The 22,875-nt window shown below is 69.5% G+C and carries 18 protein-coding genes; 3 read left to right on the forward strand and 15 right to left on the reverse strand.

What is annotated here, in order from left to right; genetic code table 11:
• Window positions 1-55: 55 nt before the first annotated feature.
• On the reverse strand, window positions 56-2,284 hold the full coding sequence (gene tatC, locus C463_RS02290) for a twin-arginine translocase subunit TatC (RefSeq protein ID WP_008440727.1): 2,229 nt from the start codon (window positions 2,282-2,284) through the stop codon (window positions 56-58).
• Window positions 2,285-2,440: 156 nt separating this feature from the next.
• Here tatC and C463_RS02295 point away from each other — a divergent pair, with 156 nt between their 5' ends.
• On the forward strand, window positions 2,441-3,694 hold the full coding sequence (locus C463_RS02295; RefSeq protein ID WP_008440729.1) for a twin-arginine translocase subunit TatC: 1,254 nt from the start codon (window positions 2,441-2,443) through the stop codon (window positions 3,692-3,694).
• Window positions 3,695-3,894: 200 nt separating this feature from the next.
• Window positions 3,895-4,803 carry an EamA family transporter gene (locus C463_RS02300; RefSeq protein WP_239638837.1) on the forward strand — a complete coding sequence of 303 codons (909 nt, stop codon included), beginning with the start codon at window positions 3,895-3,897 and terminating at the stop codon, window positions 4,801-4,803.
• An 88-nt stretch (window positions 4,804-4,891) separates the two neighbouring features.
• Here the strand turns inward: C463_RS02300 and argF are convergent, their stop codons facing one another.
• The 13 genes from argF to C463_RS02370 form a co-directional block, all read right to left on the reverse strand.
• Window positions 4,892-5,791, reverse strand: coding sequence for an ornithine carbamoyltransferase (gene argF, locus C463_RS02305; protein ID WP_008440733.1), 900 nt, complete (start codon window positions 5,789-5,791; stop codon window positions 4,892-4,894).
• A gap of 58 nt (window positions 5,792-5,849) precedes the next feature.
• The gene (locus tag C463_RS02310) at window positions 5,850-7,013 is read right to left on the reverse strand and encodes a [LysW]-lysine hydrolase (RefSeq protein ID WP_008440734.1); all 1,164 of its coding nucleotides are present in this window, start codon (window positions 7,011-7,013) and stop codon (window positions 5,850-5,852) included.
• Window positions 7,013-8,140, reverse strand: coding sequence for an aspartate aminotransferase family protein (locus C463_RS02315; RefSeq protein ID WP_008440736.1), 1,128 nt, complete (start codon window positions 8,138-8,140; stop codon window positions 7,013-7,015). Before C463_RS02315 ends, C463_RS02310 begins: the two co-directional genes overlap by 1 nt.
• Window positions 8,137-9,087, reverse strand: a complete 951-nt coding sequence (locus tag C463_RS02320) for an acetylglutamate/acetylaminoadipate kinase (protein WP_008440738.1) — start codon at window positions 9,085-9,087, stop codon at window positions 8,137-8,139. The genes C463_RS02315 and C463_RS02320 overlap by 4 nt, the downstream gene beginning before the upstream one ends.
• The gene (argC, locus tag C463_RS02325; RefSeq protein WP_008440740.1) at window positions 9,084-10,130 is read right to left on the reverse strand and encodes an N-acetyl-gamma-glutamyl-phosphate reductase; all 1,047 of its coding nucleotides are present in this window, start codon (window positions 10,128-10,130) and stop codon (window positions 9,084-9,086) included. The genes C463_RS02320 and argC overlap by 4 nt, the downstream gene beginning before the upstream one ends.
• Complete coding sequence (lysX, locus tag C463_RS02330) at window positions 10,127-11,062, reverse strand: lysine biosynthesis protein LysX (RefSeq protein ID WP_008440743.1); 936 nt, start codon at window positions 11,060-11,062, stop codon at window positions 10,127-10,129. The genes argC and lysX overlap by 4 nt, the downstream gene beginning before the upstream one ends.
• A gap of 79 nt (window positions 11,063-11,141) precedes the next feature.
• A complete protein-coding gene (lysW, locus tag C463_RS02335) occupies window positions 11,142-11,330 on the reverse strand; it encodes a lysine biosynthesis protein LysW (protein WP_004599337.1) in 189 nt (62 codons plus the stop codon).
• 220 nt (window positions 11,331-11,550) lie between these two features.
• Window positions 11,551-13,074, reverse strand: a complete 1,524-nt coding sequence (gene argH, locus C463_RS02340; protein WP_008440745.1) for an argininosuccinate lyase — start codon at window positions 13,072-13,074, stop codon at window positions 11,551-11,553.
• Window positions 13,075-14,322 (reverse strand): argininosuccinate synthase, encoded by a 1,248-nt coding sequence (locus tag C463_RS02345; protein ID WP_008440747.1) that lies wholly within the window; start codon window positions 14,320-14,322, stop codon window positions 13,075-13,077.
• 360 nt (window positions 14,323-14,682) lie between these two features.
• A complete protein-coding gene (hemL, locus tag C463_RS02355) occupies window positions 14,683-16,020 on the reverse strand; it encodes a glutamate-1-semialdehyde 2,1-aminomutase (protein ID WP_008440749.1) in 1,338 nt (445 codons plus the stop codon).
• Window positions 16,021-16,119: 99 nt separating this feature from the next.
• On the reverse strand, window positions 16,120-17,838 hold the full coding sequence (locus C463_RS02360; RefSeq protein ID WP_008440750.1) for an ammonium transporter: 1,719 nt from the start codon (window positions 17,836-17,838) through the stop codon (window positions 16,120-16,122).
• 497 nt (window positions 17,839-18,335) lie between these two features.
• Window positions 18,336-19,367: a DNA repair and recombination protein RadA gene (radA, locus tag C463_RS02365; protein ID WP_008440752.1), complete on the reverse strand. Its 1,032-nt coding sequence runs from the start codon at window positions 19,365-19,367 to the stop codon at window positions 18,336-18,338.
• Between the two features lie 215 nt (window positions 19,368-19,582).
• Window positions 19,583-20,083 (reverse strand): amino acid-binding ACT domain protein, encoded by a 501-nt coding sequence (locus tag C463_RS02370; RefSeq protein WP_008440754.1) that lies wholly within the window; start codon window positions 20,081-20,083, stop codon window positions 19,583-19,585.
• A gap of 147 nt (window positions 20,084-20,230) precedes the next feature.
• Here C463_RS02370 and C463_RS02375 point away from each other — a divergent pair, with 147 nt between their 5' ends.
• Window positions 20,231-22,459 carry an ATP-dependent DNA helicase gene (locus C463_RS02375; RefSeq protein WP_008440757.1) on the forward strand — a complete coding sequence of 743 codons (2,229 nt, stop codon included), beginning with the start codon at window positions 20,231-20,233 and terminating at the stop codon, window positions 22,457-22,459.
• Window positions 22,460-22,492: 33 nt separating this feature from the next.
• On the opposite strand, the gene C463_RS02380 is transcribed toward C463_RS02375, so the two are convergent.
• A complete protein-coding gene (locus tag C463_RS02380) occupies window positions 22,493-22,852 on the reverse strand; it encodes a DUF7473 family protein (RefSeq protein WP_008440763.1) in 360 nt (119 codons plus the stop codon).
• Window positions 22,853-22,875: the final 23 nt, after the last annotated feature.

Consider the following 22,875-nt stretch of genomic DNA (forward strand, 5'->3'; position numbering starts at 1 on the left):
CGTCGCGGGGGCCGCGAGGCCTGTTCCCGCCGTCGCCGCGCCGAGCCCGGGGGACCTACTCCCCGATGAACTCCGCGGGCGGCGAGAGGTCCCGCCGGCCCCCGAAGGTGACGAGGAAGAGGACGCCGATCCCCACGCCGTACGCCAGCATGAGCGGGACCGTCGCGAGGAACATCGTGATCACGTCGGCGGGGGTGAACACGGCCGCGACGAGCAGGATCCCGATCGTCACCTCGCGCCAGCGAGCGCGGAACACGCGGTACGGGACGCCCGCGTTGTTCAGCAGCACCATCGCGATCGGGATGTCCGCGAGGAAGCCGATCCCGATCGTGGTGTAGATGACGAGCCAGAGGAAGTCGCTCACCTGGTAGGTGATCACCATGTCGGCGAGGCGCGCGTCGGTGACGAGCCAGCCGATGAGGCCGGGCGCGATGTACGCGTAGCCGAGCGCGAAGCCGCCGATCATGCCGGCGCCGAGCGCGCCCGCCCAGAGGTACACCTGGTAGACCCGCCCGGCGACGAAGCCGCGCTCGCGGAGCGCGGGCCACGCGTAGTAGAGGGCGACGGGGAACGCGGCGAAGATCCCGAGCATCACCGAGAACTTCACCATGAAGATGAGCGCCTCGACCGGGTGGAGGGTGATGATGTTGATCCCGCCCTCGATCTCCGCGGGCACGCGCCGTTCGAGGTCGCCGCGGACGGTGCCGAGGCCGCCGAGGTACAGCCACGTGAACGCGGCGGCCATCACGGCGCCGAAGACGGCGACGATCCGGAACGACCGCGTGCGCAGCGAGTCGAAGATGAACTTGAGGTCCGTGTAGTAGCCGCCGATGTCGTCTTCGGCCGCCTCCTCCTCGCCGTCCGTGAGCTCCGCGAGGAACGTCGAACTCGCGCGAGAGGTCCGGTTCTGGACGGAGCCGACCAGCCCGTCGGCGCCGTCGTCGGCCGCGCCGCCCGCGTCTCCGGCGTCGGCCGCGTCGCCGTCGGCCGCGTCACCGTCCCCGTCGCTCCCCTCGTTCACCTCGTCGAAGCGGTCGAGGATCGCCTGCGCCTTCTCCGGGTCGTCGTCGTCGATCGCGGCCTGCGCCAGCGCGAGCGACTCCTCCTCTCCCATCTCGGTGAAGGCGTCGTCGGGGGCCGCTCGCACGCCGGCGGCGTCGAGTTCGCCCACGTCGATCGCCGTCGGATCGCCGTACTGGTAGCCCGCGCTCGCGGTGTCGAGGTCGGTGTACACCGCCCACAGCGTCGCGACGGCGGCGAACGCGAGCGCCCACAGCGCACCGTAGATCCCGAGCGCGGTCGTCGGGTCGACGCCGAGGCCGGCGCCCGGTTCGAGGAACCGCCGGCTGCTCCCCGCGAGCCGCAGGAGGTCGTTGAACGCGGTCCGACCGCCGTACTCGTAGAAGCCGTACACGAGCGCGCCGCCGAGGACCGTCGTTCCGCCGACGACGTTCCAGTGGTTCCGGATCGCGCCGAACACGTCGATCCGGTCGGAGCTCCGCTTGGCCGTGACGACGAGCTTCGCGAGGTAGAGGCTGAACCCGTACAGCGCGACCAGCGGGAACGCCCACAGCAGCTGGGTGAACGGGTCCGGCGGCGAGAAGACGGCGCCGAAGACGAAGATGGCGACGACCGCGTAGCGCCACTTGTCGCGGAACGTCTCGTAGGGGACGATCTCGGCGTACGACAGGCCGGTGATGACCATCGGCATCTGCCCGGCGAGGCCGAAGGAGAGCGAGAGGAAGACGATGAACTCCGTCCACATCACGATCCCGTAGGTTGGCTGGATGTCGGCTTCGAGGCCGAACTCGGCGAGGAAGCCGAACATCAGCGGGAAGAACGCCAAGACGCCGTAGGCGACGCCGGCGGTGAAGAGGCCGGCCGCGAGCAGCCCGAGGAGTGCGAGCTTCCAGCGGGCGATCGGCGACTGCGGCCACATGCCGCGGCGCCGCAGTTCGTCGCGGGTGACGTAGATCAGCGGCGGGACCGCGACGATCGCGCCCACGACCAGCCCGATCTTCGCTTGGAGGAGAATTACCTCGAACGGGGTCGTCGCGATGATGTCCGCCTCCTCGGCGACCGCGGCGCTCATGTTCGACTCCGTGACCTCCCGGAGCCGGTCCCAGATGTACGTGCGGAGCGCCCAGAACGTCGCGAGGAAGCCGATCAGGAAGACGACGAACACCTTCTGGAGGTCCTTCTGGATCGACCGAAGGAACGCCTTCGCCGTCTCGCGGCCCTCTGCGATCGACTGCTGGGTGTCTTCGTCGAGGGCGCTCGCCATACGGAGGGCGAAGGCCGTCGCCGTTATCAACCTTTTCGACCGCGGGCGCTCCCACCCGCGACGCTCCCGGACGCGCCGGCGAACGGAACCGATCGACCCCGCGCGGCGGCGCTATCCGAAAAGGTTGATAACCGCCCGGTTTCGTACAGCAACTGAATGGACGACTCGGACCGGTCGCGCGACGACGACTCGGCCGCCGCCGATGGGTCGACCGACGCCGTCGACACCGACGGCGCCGTCGACGAGGGGTCCGAGACAGGCGCATCCGACGACGGAGCCCGCGATCCCGCCGATACGGACCCGGACGGCGACGGGTCCGACGAGGGTTCGGAACCGGATCCGGACCCCGACGGGAGCCTCGAACCGGACGAGGTCGTGGCCGCCGAGGACGCCGCGCGCGCCGAGGCCGTCGGGGATGACGGCGACGAGAAGGACGCCGTAGGCGACGAGGCGGACGACCCGGACGACGCGGGAGACGGCGGGGCGGACGACGGCGGGGCGGATGACGGCGAAGCGGACGACGCGGGAGACGGCGACCCGGACGACGACGGAGATGCCGCGGACGACGCCGAGAGCCTCGGCGACGGCGGCACCCCGGCCACGGCCGCGGACGGGTCGACCGCCGACGCCGCGACGGCGGTCGACGGCGAGGTGACGGCGGTCGACGACGAGCCGTTCGAGGGGATCGAGGGGCCCGAGACGGACGAGGAGATGCCGCTGGCGGCCCACATCGAGGAGATGATGCGGCGGCTGGCGGTCGTGTTCCTCATCGGCGGACTCGCCACGCTCGTCGTCGTCACCGAGTCGACCGAGCTGATCAACTACTTCTGGAGCTACCACATCCCGGCGCCGATGGAGAACCGGCCGCGGCTGTACGGGCCGCTGGAACTCCCCCTCACCCAGCTGAAGGTCGCCGGCCTCGCGGGCGTCGTGGTCGGGCTCCCGGCGTTCGTCTTCCAGACGTACCGGTTCATGCGGCCGGGGCTGTACCAGACGGAGCGGCGCTACTACCTCGCCGCGGTGCCGACCAGCCTGGTTCTCGGCGGGATCGGCATCGCGTTCGCGCACTTCCTCGTGTTGCCCGCGATCTTCTCGTACTTCACCACCTACACCGCCGACGCCGCGACCATCGCCTTCGGGCTGGCGGAGACGTTCAACCTGATCGTCATCATGCTGGCGTTCATGGCGATCGTCTTCCAGATCCCGCTTTTCATCATGCTCGCGATCATGATGAACCTCGTCACCCGGCAGTGGCTGGAGGCGAAGCGGCTGATCTTCTGGGGGTCGTTCCTCGGGATCGCGTTCCTGTTCAGCCCCGACCCGACCGGGATGGCGCCGATCATCGTGACGCTCACGATGATCGCCCTCTTCGAGGGGACGCTCGCGATACTGCGCTGGACCGGAAACTAAGCGCTCCTCCGCGTTCGAACGTTCTCTCGATCGCCGTGGCCCATGTTACATGATACCATATGTCGTCAATATTTTATGTTCCTCCGAACGCCTTCTACCGGCACGATGATCAGAAGGAAAGCAAAATCGTATCTGTTTGATCGAGTATTTGGCCGTTTACGCGAGAAAATACGTAAGAAATGCGAGAGAATGTTCAGATAGTGCTATTCGAATTCGCTTCCCTGGTCGGACTCTGCCTCGCGGTACTTGCCGCCGTCCTCTTGGCCGTCCAAAACCTCCTGATTCGGGTGGCCACCGACGGCGGTGATGTCGGTGACGCCGTCGTCGTCATGATGGGTGTCAACCTCCTGCTCGTCGTTCCGGTGGCCGTCGTCCGCCACCATCCGGCGTACGGCCTGTCGCCGGTCGCCGTCGGGGCGTTCGCCGCGGCGGGGATCACCGGCCTCGTCCTCGGGCGCCTCTGCCTGTTCGCCGGGATCGAGACGATCGGCGCGAGCCGAACGACGCCGATACTCTCGGCCTCGACGCTGGTCGCCGCGGTCTTGGCCGTGCTGCTGTTCAGCGAATCGCTCACGCCGCCTCACGTCGTCGGGATCGCGCTCATCGTCGCGGGGATCGCCGTTATCTCGTGGGTGACCGCTGTAGACTCCCGGTCGACCGCCTCGCCGCGGAGCGTCGGCGTGTCGCTGCTGTTCCCGGTCGCCGCCGCGGCGTTCACCGGTATCGAACCGATCCTCGTCCGGATCGGGCTCGACGCCGGAACGCCGATCCTCGCCGGCCTCGCGGTGATGATGACCACGGCGTTCGCCGGTTACACGGGATACCGTCGGCTTCGCAGAATCCCTTTTCCCACGCTCGTCAGGAATCCGCACGCGCGGTGGTACGTCGGTGCGGGGGTAGCGAGCACGGTCGGACTGCTCGCGTACTTCGGCGCCCTCGCGTCCGCCCCGGTGGTGATCGTGGTCCCGATCACGCACACCGCACCGCTGATCGTTATCGCCCTGTCGGCCGTGTTCCTACCTAACCACCTCGAGCGAGTCACCTGGCCGCTGGTCGCCGCCGCGTTCGTCGTGGTCGTGGGTGCGTCGCTCGTCACGCTCTCCGGGTGAGCGTCCGTGCCGAGTTTCGCGCGTCCGCGATCGCGCCGCGACCGATCTCTCGGTCGCGATCGGGGCCCAGCCGACCGCCGTTTTCGCCTCACTCCCCGCCGAGCAGTTCGACCAGCAGCGCGTTCTGCGCGTGCATCCGGTTCTCCGCCTGATCCCAGACGAGGGCGCGGTCAGATTCGAGCACGTCGTCGGTGATCTCCTCGCCGCGATGCGCGGGGAGGCAGTGCATCACCTTCGCGTCGGTGCCCGCGAGCAGGTCGGCGTTCACCTGGAATCCGTCGAAGGCGGCCAGCTTCTCGTCGCGCTTGTCTTCTTGGCCCATCGAGATCCACACGTCGGTGTAGACGACGTCGGCGCCGTCGATTGCCGTCGCCGGGTCCGTCGTCGGGGTCACATCCCCGCCGAACGCGGCGGCGCGGTCGAACACGTCCGGGTCCATCCCGTAGTCGGCGGGCGTGGCGACCTCCACGTCGATCCCGGCCATCGCCGCGCCGACGACGAACGACTGCCCGACGTTGTTGCCGTCGCCGACCCACGCGACCGTGGCGTCCTCGCCGACCGTCTCGCGGATCGTGAGCAGGTCGGCGAGCGTCTGACAGGGGTGCGCCTCGTCGGTGAGGCCGTTGATCACGGGGCAGTCGGCGTACTCGGCGAGGACCTCGACGTCCGCGTGGTCGAACAGGCGCGCCATCACGCCGTCGACGTACCGGCCGAGGACGCGCGCGGTGTCCTTCAGGGGCTCGCCGTGGCCCAACTGGATGTCGTCGGGGCCGAGGAACATCGCGTGGCCGCCGAGTCGGGTCATGCCCGTCTCGAAGGAGACGCGGGTGCGCGTCGAGGGCTTCTCGAAGATCATCCCGAGCGTCGCGTCCGCCAGTCGGGGGTCCGTCTCGCCCGCCTTCATCGCGGCGGCGCGGTCGAGCAGGGCGTCCAGTTCGGCTGGCGTCACGTCGTCGATGTCGAGGAAGTCGTCGGTGGCGAGTGGCATCGTTGGGATAGTGGTGTGGTGTCGTTCGAAAAGGTCGGTTCCGGAGCGGTGCGGCGGGTTACAGTCGCTCGCGACAGACGTCGGTCAGCACGCGCACGGCGCGGTCGAGGTCCGGCAGCGGCAGCCGCTCGTCGGGCGCGTGGTCGAGGTCGGAGTTGCCGGGGCCGTAGGTGACCATCGGGCAGTCCCACGCGGCCGCGAAGAGGTTCATGTCGCTCGTGCCGGTCTTCCGGAGCAGGCGCACGTCGCCGCCCGCGCCCCGGATCGCGACGCGGAACGCCCGCGCGAGGTCGGTCCGCGGGCTCTCCATCACCGGGGGCATCGGCTCGCCCCAGTGGACCGAGCCGGTCGACAGCTCCGCCTCCGCGAGTTCGTGGATCTCGTCGACCGGCCGCGACGGCGGGATCCGGAGCTGGACGTCCATCGTCGTCTCCACGGCGAGGCCGTCGTCGCTCAGGCCGCCGTCGACCGAGATTGGCTTCGTCGTCACTTGGTCGAACACGGCGGTCTCCGCGTCGTCCGGCGTGAACGCCGCCTCGACGCCGTGCCACCAGTCGATCGCGTGCTGGATCGCGTTCGGCTCCGGCCGCGAGGAGTGCCCCGACTCGCTCGTGTTCACGTAGGTGCCCTCCAGCAGGCCGCGGTAGCCGAGGGTGATCCCCTGCCAGCCCGAGGGCTCGCCGTTGACTACCGCGTCGGGCGCGTCGCGGTCGTCGATGAGGGCGCGTGCCCCGCCGGAGTCGACCTCCTCGCGGACGACGCCCGCGAAGGAGACGCCGGTCTTCACCGCCGCGACCGCCATCGAGACGAGCGGCCCGGTCGCGTCGACCGCCCCGCGGCCCCACAGCACCGGATCGCCGGGCTCGCCGACATGAACGTCCGAGGGCTCGGGCAGTTCGCCCTCGGGCGGGGCGGGCCGCACCTCGACCGGGATGTCCCCGGGGACGGTGTCGACGTGCGAGGTGAGGAGGACGGCGTCGTTCGCCGGCGCGCGGACGTTGCCGACCTCGTCGATCCACGCCTCCCGGCCGTTCGCCTCGAAGAAGTCGACGAGGCGCTCGGCCGCGCGCTCCTCGTCGCGCGACGGCGAGGGGATCGACACCATGTCGTACAGGAGCTTCCGCGCCGGCGTGTCGCAGGCCGCGGGGTAGCCGCCGCCGGCGACGACGTCGGTGCCGTCCTCGGACTCGACTTCGGCCTCCCGCTCCTGTCCGGCCGCCATCAGCCGATCACCTCGGCTATCGCGTCGACGACGGCGTCGGCGTGTTCGCGCTCGATCGTCAGCGGCGGGAGCAGCCGCAACACGGTCCGCCCCGCCGGGAGCGCGAGGATCTGGTGGTCGATGGCGAGGTCGCGCAGGAGCCGGTTCGAGCCGCGGCGCACCTCGATCCCGACCATCAGCCCGTCACCGCGCACGTCGCGTACGTCGTCGCCGAGGCGGTCGCGGAGTTCGCCGCGGAGATAGTCCCCGATCTCCTCGGCGTGTGCGGGCAGATTATCGCGCTCGATCACGTCGAGCGTGGCGCCCGCGGCCGCCGACACCACGGGCCCGCCGGAGAACGTCGAGCCGTGGTCGCCGGAGTCCTCGGCGATCCAGTCGCGACACAGCGTCGCGCCGATCGGGAGCCCGCTGCCGAGTCCCTTCGCAGTCGTGAGGATATCGGGTACCACTTCGTGGCGGTCGGCGGCCCACATCGAGCCGGTCCGCCCGAGCCCGGTCTGGATCTCGTCGAGGATCAGCGCCGCGCCGCTCGTCGCGGTCGCGACGCGGACCGCTTGGAGGTACTCGGTCGAGACGGGATTGATCCCGCCCTCGCCTTGGAGGGGTTCCAAGATGACCGCGGCGGTGTCCTCGTCGACCGCCTCGCGCATCGCGTCGGCGTCGCCGTACTCGACGAACTCCACGCCGCCAGCGAGCGGGCCGAAGCCGTCCTTGTACTTGTCCTTCCAGGTCGTCGCGAGCGTCCCCATCGTCCGGCCGTGGAACCCCTGCGTGGTCGCGATTATCTTCTCGCGGCCCGTCGCGTGCCGGGCGAACTTCAGCGCAGCCTCGTTCGCCTCGGTGCCGGAGTTACAGAGCCAGACGTTGTCGACGTCAACCGGTGCGACGTCGGCCAACTGCTCGTACAGCGCCGTCCGCGCCGCGTGCGGGTACGACGCCTGAACGTACATGAGATCCTCCAGCTGGCTCGTCGCGGCGTCGACGACCTCCGGGTGGCAGTGACCGACCGGCGTGCAGGCGTAGCTGGCGCCGAAGTCGAGGTACTCCGTGCCGTTCGTGTCGGTGAGGTGTACCCCGTCGCCCGACGCCATCTCGATCGGCTTCTCGGAGAAGACGAAACCGCTCACGCGGTCTCACCCCCTTCGGTCTCGGCGGGTTCGCCGTCGTCCGCGCCGTCGCCGTCCGCGTCGCCAGTGTCGCCGTCCGCGTCGCCGAGCGCCGAGCGCTCGACCGTCGTCCCCTCGCCGCCCAGCGCGGCGACGACCGGGTCGCGGACGTTGGCGTCCGCGATCACGACGCGGCCCGAACCCCCTTCGAGCGCCTCTCTGGCGGCCATCACCTTCTTGCCCATGAACCCCTCGGCTGCGTCCTCGACGGCCGCCAGTTCGTCTGGCGTCGCGGCCGAATCGATGCGCGTCTCGGGGTCGTCCGGGTCGGCGTACACGCCCGACACGTCGGTCAGGAGGACGAGGTCGGCGTCGAGCGCGCCCGCGACCGCCGCGGCCGCGCGGTCGGCGTCCGCGTTGACCGGGGTGACCTCGCCGTCGCCCTCGTCGCCCGCCATCGGCGGCGAGACGACCGGGGTGTAGCCGCCGTCGAGGAGGTCGGCGAGGAGGTCGGCGTTCACCGACTCAATTTTGCCCGAGTGGTCGCCGCGCCGGATCTTCTTCTTCCCGTCCTCCACGACGCGGACCGCCGACTTGCGCGGGCCCGAGAGGAGCCCGCCGTCGACGCCGCTCAGCCCGACCGCATCGACGCCGGCCGAGCGGAACGCCGCCGTCAGTTCGGTGTTGAGCTTGCCGGCCATCGCCATCGAGAACGCTTCCATCGTCTCCGCGTCGGTGAACCGCCCGGTGACGCCCGAGGCGGACTCGACGTACTCGGGCTCGATACCGAGCCGTTCGAGCGTCTCGTCGACGACCGTCGAGCCCCCGTGGACGACGACGACGGAGCGCCCGTTGGCCGCGAGGTGCGCGACGTCGCCGACAGCGCCGGCCGGATCCACGGCCTTCGCGCCGCCGATCTTGACGACGACCGGCGGCTCGGCCGCCGATTCGACATCGCTTCCCGTCACGGCGATCCCACCGGGTGGAGCCCGTCGAACTCGAGGCCCGCCGTCTCGGGCAGTCCGAGCGCGACGTTCGCCGCGTGGACCGCCTGCCCCGCGGAGCCCTTGGTCATGTTGTCTATCGCCGCGAAGACGACGACGCGCCGGTTCTCGGGGTCGAGTTCGAAGCCGACCTCGCCGTGGTTCGTCCCGGCGACCGACTTCGGCTCGGGGTAGCGGTAGACGCCGCCCCCGCCCGAGACGATCCGCATGAACGGCTCGTCGGCGTAGGCGTCGCGGTACGCGCCCCACAGGTCCCCCTTCGAGACCGGGTCGTCGGGGAAGACGTGACAGGTCGCGCTCGCGCCGCGGACCATGTCGACCGCGTGGACGGTGAAGGAGACGGAGAGCCCGAGGTACGCCTCTATCTCCGCCTCGTGGCGGTGCCCGGTCGGCGCGTACGGACGCACGACGCCCGAGCGCTCCGGGTGCGAGGAGGCCGCGCCGCCGCCGGCGCCGCCCTCCGAGGAGCCGACCTTCACGTCGACGACGACCTCGCCGGTCTCGGGGCCGAGCGCGCCCGCGTCGACGAGCGGCTTGAGGCCGAGGATCGTCGCGGTCGCGTTACAGCCGCCGCCGGCGATCAGGTCGGCGCCGGCGAGGTTCTCGCGGTTGATCTCGGGGAGCGCGTACTCCGCGCGCTCCAAGTACTCCGGCGACTCGTGGCCGTCGTACCACTCGTCGTAGGCGTCGGCCTCGGGGAGCCGGAAGTCCGCCGAGAGGTCGACGACGGTGTCGGCCGCCTCGAAGAACTCGTCGATCCGACCCATCGAGACGCCGTGCGGCGTCGCCGCGAAGAGGACGTCGACCGATTCCAGATCGTCGGGGTCCGAGAAGCGCAGGTCGAGCCCGCGCAGGTTCGGGTGCGAGCGCCCGACGGTCATGTTGTCGGCCGACCGCGAGGTGGCCTGAACGACCTCGAAGCCCGGGTGGCCGGCGAGGATCCGCAGCAGTTCGCCGCCGGTGAACCCGGTGCCGCCGACGACGCTCGCGGTGTACGTCTCGCTCATACCACCACCTCTCCGTCGTCGGCCAGTTCGACCGCCTTCGCCTCCAGCCAGTCGACGACCCGCGCCGGGACGTCGACGTCGGTGGCCGCGTCGAGCGCCTTGAACTCGACGGTGTGGTTCACCTCGTGAACGGTGTAATCGTCGGCTGTGCCGTCGCCGTCCGCGTCGACGCCCGTCTCGGCGGTGTCCGCTTCCGCCTCGACTCCCACCTCCATCAGGTCGACGCCGAGCATGCCGCCGCCGACCGCGTCGGAGGCCTTCTCGACGAGTTCGGTCGCGCGCTCGTCGAGGTCGAAGGACTCCGTCTCGCCGCCCTTCGCGGCGTTCGTGAGCCAGTGGTCCGAGGAGCGCGTCATCGCGGCGACCGGCTCGCCGTCGACCGCCAGCACGCGGATGTCACGGCCGGGCTTGTCGACGAACTCCTGAACGTAGAACACCTTGTGTTCGTAGTGGCCGAGCGTCTCCTTGTGTTCCAAGATCGCCTCGGCGGCGTTCCGCGAGTCGATCTTCGCCATCAGCCGCCCCCACGAGCCGGTGACCGGCTTGAGGACGCACGGGTAGCCGAACGACTCGATCGCCTCCAAGGCAGCGTCCTTCGTGAACGCCACCTCCGTCGCCGGGGTCGGCACGTCCGCCTCGGCGAGCGCGAGCGAGTTCTTCGCCTTGTCGGCGCAGACGTCGCCCGTCTCCGGGCCGTTAACCACCGGGACGCCGTAGCTGTCGAGGCACCGCGTCGCGTACAGCGACCGGCTCGTCGACAGGCAGCGGTCGACGACGATGTCGAGGTCGCCGACGGCCGCCGTCGTCGAGTCCAGGCCGAACCGCTCCTTGCGGACGTCGATCTTCTCGACCTCGTGGCCCCGCTCGCGGAGCTCGCCGAGCAGGAGCTTCTCGTCTTTCCGGATCCGGGAGTAGAGGACCCCTACGCGCACGTCGATCCCCCTCCGTTCGCGTCGGCGCTCACAGACATATCGACCACTCGCGTGTCGCGGCCGTGGCGGTCGTCGCCATCTACTCGCCCCAGTCCTCCTCGAGCTCGGGCGCCTCCTCCAAGACGACCGGATCGAGCGAGATGACCTCCAGTTCGGTCCCGGTGACCGGACTGTCGATGATCTCTCCGACCTCGACGTCGGCCGGAATCTCGATTTCCTCGCCCGTGATCGGGTCCTCCGCGGTCAGCGTGTCGGTGTCGCTCGTCATCGTGCCCCGACCTCCGCGGCGAGAACGCATAAAGGCTTCGAACTTATTAGATAGTTTACATAAAGTGGATAGGCAGCTAACGGAAGAATGATCGCGAAATCGGGCCGTTTCGAGATCGGATATCAGATCTCGGTAGTAAATATGTCCCCCCTACGGGGACGGTCGTCGGCGTCGGTCGGGTCGGCGCCGACCGAGCCGACGGGCTCGCGGTCGTCGTGGCTCAGACATAGCGATCGACCTCCGCGTCCAGCGCCTCGGTCGCGGCGGCGAGCGCGTCGCGCTCGGCCGCCAGCGCGTCCTCGTCCGCCTCGATCCCGGCCTCGGCGGCGGCGAGTTCGTCGGCGACCGCCTCGGGGGCCGGCCCGCCGGCGGAGTCGCGGCTCGCGGTGCTTTCGGCCGGGTCGAGCGCGGACTCCACGTCCTCGCGGCTCACGTACGCGGAGAGGGGTTCGCCGGTGACCTTTCGAGCGGCCTCGTCAACTTTTGCGGCCGCCGCGTCCGGCGAGTCGCCGTCTTCGACCGCCTCCGCGGCCGCAGCGACGATCTCGTGGGCCGTGCGGAAGGGCATCCCGCCCATCGCGAGCAGGTCGGCGACGCCCGTCGCCGTCGAGAACCCCTCGCCCGCGGCGGCCGCGAGCGCGGCCTCGTCCCAGTCGGCGGTCGCGACCGCGCCGGCGGCGACTTCGGTCGCCTCCCGCACGTCGCCGGCGATCTCGAAGACGCTCGCGTGGGCGCGCTGGAGGTCGCGGTTGTACGCGCGCGGCAGTCCCTTCAGCAGGCTCAGCGTCCCGGTCGCCTCGCCGATCGCGTCGCCCGCGACGCCCCGGGTCAGCTCCAGCGTGTCGGGGTTCTTCTTCTGGGGCATGATCGAGGAGGTCGAGGCGTACGCGTCCGCTAGCTCCACCACTCCCTTGTTCGAGAAGACGATCAGGTCCTCCGCGAGCCCCGACAGCGTCGTCGCGAGCGTCGCGAGCGCGCTCGCCGACTCCGCGAGGAAGTCGCGCGTCGAGGCCGCGTCCATCGAGTTGCGGACCGTCCCGTCGAACCCGAGCAGCTCGGCGGTGCGGTCGCGGTCGACGTCGAACGGCGTCCCCGCGAACGCGGCCGCGCCGAGCGGCGACCGGTTCACCCGGTCGTACGCGGCGCGCAGGCGCTCCGTGTCGCGCGCGAGCCCGCCCTCGTACGACAGCAGGTAGTGCGCGACCGTCGTCGGCTGGGCCGGCTGGAGGTGGGTGTACCCCGGCATCACCGTCTCGGCGTGTTCGTCCGCGACCTCGACGAGCGCCTCCCGGGCCGCGACGGTCGCCTCGACCGCGTCCAGCAGGTCCTCCCGCAGGCGGTGGCGGATGCAGGTCGCCACCTCGTCGTTGCGCGAGCGGGCGGTGTGCATCCGGCCGCCGTCGGGGCCGATACGGTCGATGACGGCGGTCTCTACCGCCTCGTGGACGTCCTCGCCGTCCGGGAGCGCGCCGTGGCCGGCGGCCTCGACGTCGTCGAGCGCGGCGAGTATCTCGCCCGCGACCGCGCCGTCGACGATCCCCTGCTCCGCGAGCATCACCGTGTGCGCACGGTCGACCGCGAGGTCCGCCTCGAAGATGGCGGCGTCGGCCGCGAGGCTCGACAGGAACTCGCGGGCGGGGCCGCCGCTAAAGCGGTCGCGGCGGACGGCGGTGTCGCCGCCGGACGTGCCCGTCGTCTCGCCCGTGTCGGCGTCCGTCGCGGCGTCGGGATCGTCGTCGGTCATTCAGTTTCCGTCGTCGGTTTCGTCGGTCTCGTTCCCCTCGCCGCTCCCGTCCGTGGCGAGTTCGGGATTCGAGACGCTCGCCTTCACGTCGTTGGCGAGGCGCTCCTGGAGCCCGTGGTACTTCGCGACGCCCGTCGCGTCCGACTGGGCGATGCCGGCGACGTCCTCGGTGTTGAACGAGGCCATCTCCTCGGAGTAGACCGCGTACTCGGAGTCGCGGGCGACGACGCGGCAGTCGCCGCCGGAGACCTTCACGGTCGCCGTGCCGGTCACGACGTCCTGCGTCTCGTCGACGAAGGCGTTGAGCGCGTCGACGACGGGCGCGAACACGAGCCCCTGATACGCCTTCTCGGACCACTCCTGTTCGATCCCCTGCTTGAACGAGCGCTCGTTCTTCGTGAGGACGAGGTCTTCGAGCGCCTGGTGGGCCGTCAGCAGCACCGTCGCGGCCGGGTGTTCGTAGTTCTCGCGCACCTTCAGCCCGAGCATGCGGTCCTCCATCACGTCGGTGCGGCCGACGCCGTAGCCGCCGGCGTACTCGTTGAGGTGCTGGATCAGCGGGACCGGGTCCATCGCCTCGCCGTCGACGGCGACGGGGATTCCCTCCTCGAAGGTCACCTCGATGGTGGTCTCGCCCGCCGGCTCCGCGGTCCACTCGTAGATGTCCTCCGGGGGCTCGTAGTCCGGGTTCTCCAGTTTCCCGCCCTCGACCGCGCGCGACCAGATGTTCTCGTCGATGGACCAGACGCCGCCGTCGCCGGCCTCGACGGGCAGGTCCTTCTCGGCGGCGTAGTCGATCTCCCACTCGCGGGTGAGGCCGAGTTCGCGCACGGGGGCGATCACTTCGAGGTCGGAGCCGCGCCAGACGGCCTCGAACCGGAGCTGGTCGTTCCCCTTGCCCGTACAGCCGTGGGCGATGGCGTCACAGCCCTGCTCCTCCGCGACGCCGAGGATCGCCTCGGCGATGACCGGGCGCGCGAGGGCGGTCCCGAGCGGGTAGCCCTGATAGCTGGCGTTGGACTTCACCGCGTCGAAACAGAGGTCCGCGAACTCGTCTTTCGCGTCGACGACGTGGATGTCGAGCCCCAGCGCCTCCGCGGTCTCCTCGGCCTCGTCGAACTCCTCGGTCGGCTGGCCGACGTCGACGTTGACGCCGATGACCTCGTCGTAGCCGTACTCCTCTTTCAGTAGCGGTACGCACACTGTCGTGTCGAGTCCCCCGCTGAACGCGAGTGCAACGCTCGTCATTACCAGTGTACACCCGGCCTACTCCCTTAAATTCAGCGGTTTTGATATTGTATGAAAAAGACGGAGCGGTCGCTCGCGGCGACGACAGTCGAGACTGCTCGGAACGGAACGGCGCGAACGCGACGAGGGATGAAGATTATTGGCCCGAGGGGCCTCGTCGTCGCGCCGCGCCGGAAGCCGGTCGCGGCGGTCGGACGTCTCGTCGCGGTCGCAGGGCTCGTCGGCCTCGGAAGAGGGTGACGCCGGAACGAGCCGCTGCGGTCATCACCCGTACGTACCGATCTTCGGTATAAAACTGTTCCGCACCTGTCGGCGCGCGCAATGTTTGCCGGCCGGTCCGGTCGACGCCGGTCACCCGGCTTACAGCGCTTCGCGGTACGCCTCCAGCGTCTTCTCGACGTCCTCCTCGGTGTGCGCGTAGGAGGTGAACTGGCACTCGAACTGGTTCGCCGTGAGGAACACGCCCCGATCCTTCATCTCCTGCCAGAACACGCGCTCCCAGCGGTCGGTCGCGGCCGCGGCGACGTCCGCGCCGGTCTTCGGACACGAGTCGTACCGGGCGCAGTCCGGGTCTTGTCGACAGCCGCCCGCGCAGCAGGCGTCCGGGTCGTCGGGCGCGTCGCGGGTGAAGATCGTCTTGAACATCGAGTCGGTGCCGACGACGGTGTACTCGGGCGCGCGCTCGGCGCAGATCTCGGCGATCCCCTCCCGGAGCTTCCGCCCGAGTCGGTTGACGTGTTCGTACACGTCGTTCTCGGCGGCGTACTCCAACCCGGCCTTCCCGGCGGCCATCGTCACCGGGTGCCCGGAGAAAGTGCCGGACTGGAACACCTCGCCCGCGGGCGTGAACCCCTCGATTATCTCGGCTTTCCCGCCGATGGCCCCGACCGGGAAACCGCCGCCGACGATCTTGCCGAACGTCGTCACGTCGGGGGTGACGCCAAACTTCGACTGCGCGCAGCCGAGGCCGCCGACCCGGAACCCGGTGATCACCTCGTCGAAGATCAGCAGCGAGCCGTAGTCGTCACAGAGGTCCCGCAGCGTCTCGTGGTAGCCGTCGACCGGCATCACGATCCCCTTGTTGGCGAGGATCGGCTCGACGAGGACGGCCGCGATGTCGTCGCCGTGCTCCGCGAACACCTCCTTGGCCGCCTGCGGGTCGTTGAACGGGATCGGGAGGGTGTGCTGGGCGAACGCCTCCGGGATCCCCTTCGTGGACGGGTGCGCGTCCCCGGGCGACCCCTCGACGAGCGTCGACTCCTGTGCGCCGTGGTACCCGCCCCGCATCACGACGATCTTGTCGCGGTCGGTGTGGCCGCGTGCCAGCCGCACCGCCGAGACGGTCGCCTCCGTGCCGGAGTTGACGAACCGGATCGACTCCACGCTCGGGACGTGTCGCGCCACGAACTCGGCGTGTTCGACCTCGACTTCGGTCGGGGCGCCGTACATCGGCCCCTCCGCGACGTGCGACTGGACCGCCGCCTCCACCGGATCGGGCAGGTCGTGGCCGTACAGCAGCGGCCCGTACCCCATCACCCAGTCGACGTAGCGGTTGCCGTCGGCGTCGATCACGTGGCCGCCGTCGCCGCGCTCGACGAAGAACGGGTGCGGCATGTTCGCCCGGACCGAGGAGTTGACTCCCCCGGGCAGCACCGACAGCGCGCGGTCGTACAGCCCGCGCGAGCGCTCGTGGTTCATACCGAACGCTTGGGGCGTCGGGCTGAAAGTAGTTGCCGAACCGATCGAGCCAGGTTCGGTCCGCGAAAAAGAGCGACGGTCGGCTCGCGCGCTACGCGCCTACACCGCCTCCGGGCCGGTCGCGCCCGTGCGGACCTGAAGCGCGTCTTCGACCGGCATGATGAACACCTTGCCGTCGCCGGGCTCTCCGGTCTCGGCGGCGCCGGCGATCGCCTCCGCGACCTCGTCGGCCGGGATGTCGGCGACGACGACCTCGACCTTCACCTTCTGGTGGAGGTCGACCGTGAACTCCTCGCCGCGCCACTGGCCCTTCTTCGCGGGCTGGCTGCCGCGCCCCGAGACGTTCGTCACGGTGAGCGACGGCGCGTTGATCTCCGCGAGCGCCTGCTTGATGGCCCCGAGCTTGTCGGGGCGGACGACCGCGGTGACCATCTTGATCTGCGAGCCGGCCTCCGCGCCGCCGTCGGCGCGCGGGGAGCCGTCGGTGGTGTCCACGACGTCCGGGCCGCCGTCGGTCGCGACGCGGTCGCCGCCGAACTCGGGGTAGGTCTCGACGCCGTGTTCGGAGATGTCGAGGCCCTCCTGCTCGTGTTCCGGAGTGACGCGTGCCTCGCCGCTCGCCTTGAGGACGTACCAGACCGCGGCGGTCGCGGTGAGCGTCCAGCCGCCGATGATGACGACGCCGACCAGCTGGGCGATGAAGTGCGCGCCGATGCCGGCGCTGAGTTCGCCGGGTGCGGCGACGAAGGGGAAGAGGAGCGTGCCGAGTACGCCGGCGCTGCCGTGAACCGGGAACACCGCGCAGACGTCGTCGATCTTGAGCGTGTCGGAGACGAACTCGAAGACGAGCGGGAGCTGTCCGCCGGCGAGGAGACCGACGACCAGCGCGCCCCACCACGCCGTGGTGTCCGGAATGGCGGTGATGCCGACGAGCCCCGCCAGCAGTCCGTTGGCGACGTAGAGCGTGTCGACCTTGCCGGTGCGGAGCCACACGACGGCCGCGGCGCCGATCCCGCCGGCCGCCATCGCGATCGTCGTCCCCATCGCGACGAGGTTGAGCGTCAGCGTGTTGAACACGCCGCCGCTGACGACGGAGGCCGTGCCGACGTTAAAGCCGTACCAACCGAACGCGAGGACGAGCGTCCCGAGGACGGCGAACGTCAGCGAGTGGCCGGGGATGACGTTCGTCGACCCGTCATCGGTGTAGCGGTCCATCCGCGGGCCGAGGACCGCCGCGGCCGTGAGGCCCGCGATCCCGCCCATGCCGTGGACGATCATGCCGCCGGCGAAGTCGTGGAACGCGGTCCCGGTCAGCTGGGCGACGAGCCCGTCACCGGAGGCCGACCACGTGAACGCGATGACCATCGGGTAGATCACCGCGGCGAGCAGGAACGTGTAGGTGACGTACGCACGGAGCTTCGCACGCCCGGCGACCGCTCCCGAGACAATCGTCGCGGCGGTCATCGCGAAGACGGCGCCGTAGAGCCAGTTGACGTACGGACCGACCACGCCGGACTCGACGGCCATCTCGCCGCCGGAGAACAGCGAGCCCGCCGCGGAGGCGATCCCCGGCGACCCGTTCACGAGGCTCGTGAACGCCGTGCCGATGAGGAAGAACACCGTCACCCCGACGCTCCACGTCAGGAGGTTCTTCGTCAGCTGGTTGGCGACGTTCTTCGACCGCACCTGCCCGGCCTCCAGCATGGCGAAACCGGCGTGCATGAAGAAAATGAGGAACGTCACGACGAGGATCCACGTTCCGTTCATGGCGGACGCGAACGTACTCGGGTCGATCGTGGCGAGAACGTTGGCCGTCACGCTTCACCCACCTCTACTGAACGCTCGTCCGATTCAAACCGCGTTTCGCTCGTGTTCATGTGCTGAATCACGTTTCGACTTCCGGGAACGCCCATACATAAACGTTCGAGTTGAGTTTCACAAAAAATACAGTTGATAATACGGTGGTCGTCCGATATAAGGACATGGCTATGGAATATAAGGGCGTTCCTCCGAGGATTTCGCGGCAATCGTTGCGCTCGAAGCGACCGACTGTTGTGTAAGATATCTATCTATTCCACCGTGATCCGTCGCCGACGGCCGCTCTGTGCCCGTGCGCGGCCGGTTCTGGCGAGTATTGCCACACCGCCGTCTCGCGATTCGCCGTCAGATAGACCGTCCACCGCGAATTCGGACGGCTGGGGACTTCTCGATGAAAATTGACGTTCGTCAACCCGATTCCGCATCCGACGGCTGATCCGCTCGATCGGCGGCGGATCGACGCGCTCACCGATCGACTACCACCCGCGAAATGTCGCTTACTCCGGTTTCAGCCCCTCGTTCTGGACGCGCATCACGGCCTCGCCGTCGGCGAGGTTCGGCGCGTCGACGAGGCGGACGATCCGCTTGTCGCCCTTCGACTTCCGGAGGTACATCCGGAACGTGGAGGCGTGGCCGAGGATGTTGCCGCCGATCGCCTGCGTCGGGTCGCCGAAGTAGGAGTCGGGGTTCGACGCGACCTGATTGGTGACGAGGATGGCGGTGTTGAACAGGTCGCCGATCCGCATCAGGTCGTGGAGATGTTTGTTGAGCTTCTGCTGGCGGTCGGCGAGTTCGCCCCGACCGACGTACTCCGCGCGGAAGTGCGCCGTGAGCGAGTCGACGCAGACGATCCGGATCGGCCACTCGGTCTCCTCGTGTTCGCCGGCGAGCTCCTTCGCCTTCTCGGCGAGCAGGATCTGGTGGTTGGAGTTGAACGCCTTCGCGACGTGGATCTGGTCGAGGAACGCCTCGACGAGCTCCTCCATCGCCTCCTCGTCGCTCGGCGTGCCCTCGATCTCGCGGCGCTCCATCTCGTCGGCGAGGATCTCGTCGTCGAGCCCGCGGACCATGTCGTCGATTCGCTCCGGGCGGAACGTGTCCTCGGAGTCGACGAAGATACAGCCGCCGTCGAGGCCGCCGTGTTCCGGGGGTAGCTGAACGTTGACGGCCATCTGGTGGGTGACCTGCGACTTCCCGGAGCCGAACTCGCCGTACACCTCGGTGATCGACTGCGTCTCGATCCCCCCGCCGAGCAGCTCGTCGACCTCGTCGATCTGCCAGGAGAGCTTCCCGATCTCCTCGCGGCGTTCGAGCACGGTCGCGCCCGTCTCGAAGCCGCCGACGTCGGCGGCCTCGCGGGCGGCGTTGATGATGTCGCTGGCGGACGACTCGCCGATGTCGGCGGTGTTCGACATCTCGCCGGGGCTCGCGACGGCGATCGACTGGTAGCTCTCGAATCCGTTGTCAACGAGCTTGTCCGCGGTCGCCGGGCCGACGCCGGGGAGGTCCTCGAGTTCGTCTTCAGGCATGTACACGTGGCTTGTTCGCCATCCCGTATAAAGACTGGTTTACACCCCAGTGAAAGTGAAATTCAAGCGGCGCCGCCGCTCGGTCGCGGCTCGCTCTCTCTCGAACGGGCTCGCCGGAGCGGACGGACAAATCGGGTAGCGAAACTGATCGACCTCCGCGCGCTCGCACAGATTGTCGGGCCGCCGCGCGAGGATGCGAACCGACCGTCAGGCCCTCAGAAGCCGACGCGGCGGACGTAGTCGAGGTCGCGGATCTCCACGAGCAGGTCGCCCGAGAGGTCGGCGTCGGTGATCACGTACAGCTTCGGGTCGTCGGTGAACTCGGGATCCTCGCTCAACACTTGGCGGATCGAGACGTCGCGGTCGGCGAGGATGCCGGTCACCTCGGCGACGATCCCGGCCTCGTCGGCGGCCGCCACCTCGATGGTGAGGACCGTGAGGTCGAGGACCGGCGCGAGGTCCATCAGGCTCGGGATCGACGAGATGTTGGTGAAGATGCGCTTCAGTTCCGGGTCAGCGAGTATCGCGTCGGTCGTCGAGTCCACCACGCGGCGGTCGACGTCGAGTTCGCGCGCGATGCCGGTGTACGGGATCTCGATCCCGCCGGAGACGACCCGCCCCTCCTCGTTGACCGAGAAGCCGCGCTCCAAGAACAGTCGGATCACCGCCTGCTGGCTGGGTGACCCCTCGAACTTCTCGAGGATCTCGTCGAACATTCGTCTCCGGATGCTCGCCGCGCGCTGTTAAATTAGCGGGTGCGTCGCGGACGGCCACGACGCGGCCGTCCGGCGACGCCGCCGGCGCCGGACCACTTTCGCTCCGCCACCCGACTCCTTTTGCCCGGTGGCGCCGAACCCCACCCCGTGTCAGAGTCGCCGCACCTGCGGTTCTTCCCGTACGAGGAACCCTATCCGAACCAGCGCGAGGCGATGGACAGGGTCGCCAACGCGCTGGACCGCGGGCAGGACGTGCTGTTCGAGGGCGCGCCCGGGACGGGGAAGACCCTCTCCGCGCTCGTGCCCGCCTTGGAGCACGCCCGGGAACACGACCGGACGGTCGTCATCACGACCAACGTCCACCAGCAGATGCGGCAGTTCGTCGAGGACGCGCGCGCCATCCCCCGCGAGGAGCCGATTCGCGCGGTCGTCTTCAAGGGGAAGTCGTCGATGTGCCACATCGACGTCGACTACCAAGAGTGTCAGACCCTCCGGGACACCACCCGCGAGATGGTCGAGACGGAGAACGCGGTGCGCGAACTGGAGTCGCGCCAGCGCGAGTTGCTGGCCGAGAGCCGCGAGGGCGACGCGGGCGCCGCGGAGGCCCGCGAGGCGATCATGGAGGAGCTCGACGAGCTGGAAGCCGAGGTCGACGAGTACGAGGCCGCCAACGTCTGCGAGCACTACCGCAACAACCTCACCCGCGACACGGACGAGTTCTTCGGGTGGCTCTTCGAGGACGTCCGGACCCCCGACGACGTGTACGAGTACGCCGACGAGCGCGAGCTGTGCGGCTACGAGCTGCTGAAGGAGGGGATGGAGGGCGTCGACCTCGTCGTCTGTAACTACCACCACCTGCTCGACCCGAACATCCGCGAGCAGTTCTTCCGCTGGATCGACCGCGACCCGAGCGAGATAATCACCGTCTTCGACGAGGCGCACAACATCGAGGACGCCGCCCGGGACCACGCCACCCGGACGCTGACCGAGAACACGCTCGACGCCGCCTTGGACGAACTGGCCGACAGCGACGACTCCCGCGCCGAGCCCGCGGAGAACGTCCTCCGAGCGTTCCGCGACGCCCTCGTCGAGACGTACGAGGACGGGCTCGGGTTCGGCGGCGTCGACGAGAACTGGGAGGACGTCTCGGTCGCCAACGACGACCGCCGCGACGACCTCACGCTCGCGTTCCTCCGCAACTACGAGGGACGGGGAATCGACACGGAGGCGGAGCTCGCCGTCCAGCTCGGGCAGGCGATAGACGAGGAGTACGAGCGCCGCTACCGCGACGGCGAGGCGACCACCCGGTCGGAGTCGCAGACGCTCGCGGCGGCTCGGTTCGTCGCGACGTGGATGGACGAGGGGGCGGAGTTCGGCCAGTATCCGGTTGTCTCCGTCCGGCGCGACGCGGGCACCGACGAGGTGTACGGTCGGGCGGAGCTGTACACCTGTATCCCGCGGAGCGTCACCAGCGAGCTGTTCGACGAGGTGGCCGCCTCGGTCCTGATGAGCGCGACGCTGCGCCCGTTCGACGTGACGGAGGACGTGCTGGGGCTGGAAGACGTCGCGTCGATGGCTTACGAGATGGGCTACCCCGAGGCGAACCGCCGGACGTTCGCCGCCGACGTGCCGCCGCTGTTCGCCTCGGACCGCAACGACCCGGAGACGCAGGAGGCGGTGTCGTCGCTGCTCCGCGACGCGATCCGCTTTACCCCGGGCAACACGCTCGCCTTCTTCCCGTCGTACGCCGAGGCCGAGCGCTACCACGAGCGGCTCGCGGGCAGCGGCGGTGCGGCGGACGCTCCCGGCGGTGGCGACGCGAGGCGCGGGGCGGACGGGAGCGGCGACGCCGACCTCGGTCCGATCCACCTCGACGGCCCGGGCGAGGACGAGGAGCGGCTCCGCAGCGAGTTCGTCGAGAGCGACGGCGCCGCGCTGTTCACCTCGCTGTGGGGGACGCTCGGCGAGGGCGTGAGCTTCGACGGCGACGACGCCCGCACGGTCGTCGTCGTGGGCGTCCCGTACCCGCATCTCTCGGACCGCACCGAGGCGGTCCAAGACGCCTACGACCGGGCGTTCGCCGACCGCGACCGCTCCCGTGACCCGGGGTGGATGTACGCCGTCGAGATCCCGACGATCCGCAAGACGCGGCAGGCGCTCGGTCGGGTGATCCGCGGCCCGGACGACTTCGGCGTCCGGATCCTCGCGGACCGCCGCTACACCACCGCCGACATGGGGAAGTACTCGGTCCGCTCCGCCTTCCCGCCCGAGGAGCGCGAGGAACTGCTCGACGTCGACCCCGCGAAGCTGAAGTTCGCGATGCTGAACTTCTACCAAGACCACGACGCGTACGACGGGCCGCCGCCGTCGCCGTGACGCGAGCCGCGAGCGATGGCCGCTCTGACGGCCCTACCCCGGCATCGACGCGAGCAGGACCGAAATCAGGAGCAGGAGCCCGCTGAGAATCGTCGTGACCACGGTGTGGATCAGCGTCATCGCGGCCACGGCCCGCGGGGGTTGCTGGTAGCTCCACCAGAACATCGTCCCGTCGACGAGGAGCGCGGCGAGGAGGATGAGCGCCCCGGGGAGGTCGAACGCGTTCCCGACGACGCTTATCACCGCGGGCAGCGGCCCGATGTAGAGGGCGCGCCGCGGGTCGACGTCGCCGAGGACGTTCCGGGCCGCGATGTGCGCGGTGACAGAGAGGAACAGCGCCAACAGGACGGTCGTCCCGAGCACGGAGACCGGCGTCACCGTCTGTAAGAGCATGGTCGACCTACGGGACGGGGGAT

Origin of the sequence: Halorubrum californiense DSM 19288 (assembly GCF_000336875.1) — an archaeon.
GTDB classification, from domain to species: Archaea; Halobacteriota; Halobacteria; order Halobacteriales; family Haloferacaceae; genus Halorubrum; species Halorubrum californiense.

Excerpts from the sequence above, each read along its gene's own strand:
- tatC (WP_008440727.1), bottom strand. The coding sequence starts at position 2,284 with ATGGCGAGCGCCCTCGACGAAGACACCCAGCAGTCGATCGCAGAGGGC.
- C463_RS02295 (WP_008440729.1), top strand. The coding sequence starts at position 2,441 with ATGGACGACTCGGACCGGTCGCGCGACGACGACTCGGCCGCCGCCGAT.
- argF (WP_008440733.1), bottom strand. The coding sequence starts at position 5,791 with ATGCCACTCGCCACCGACGACTTCCTCGACATCGACGACGTGACGCCA.
- C463_RS02310 (WP_008440734.1), bottom strand. The coding sequence starts at position 7,013 with ATGGCGGCCGGACAGGAGCGGGAGGCCGAAGTCGAGTCCGAGGACGGC.
- argC (WP_008440740.1), bottom strand. The coding sequence starts at position 10,130 with ATGAGCGAGACGTACACCGCGAGCGTCGTCGGCGGCACCGGGTTCACC.
- lysW (WP_004599337.1), bottom strand. The coding sequence starts at position 11,330 with ATGACGAGCGACACCGACACGCTGACCGCGGAGGACCCGATCACGGGC.
- argH (WP_008440745.1), bottom strand. The coding sequence starts at position 13,074 with ATGACCGACGACGATCCCGACGCCGCGACGGACGCCGACACGGGCGAG.
- C463_RS02345 (WP_008440747.1), bottom strand. The coding sequence starts at position 14,322 with ATGACGAGCGTTGCACTCGCGTTCAGCGGGGGACTCGACACGACAGTG.
- hemL (WP_008440749.1), bottom strand. The coding sequence starts at position 16,020 with ATGAACCACGAGCGCTCGCGCGGGCTGTACGACCGCGCGCTGTCGGTG.
- radA (WP_008440752.1), bottom strand. The coding sequence starts at position 19,367 with ATGCCTGAAGACGAACTCGAGGACCTCCCCGGCGTCGGCCCGGCGACC.
- C463_RS02370 (WP_008440754.1), bottom strand. The coding sequence starts at position 20,083 with ATGTTCGACGAGATCCTCGAGAAGTTCGAGGGGTCACCCAGCCAGCAG.
- C463_RS02380 (WP_008440763.1), bottom strand. The coding sequence starts at position 22,852 with ATGCTCTTACAGACGGTGACGCCGGTCTCCGTGCTCGGGACGACCGTC.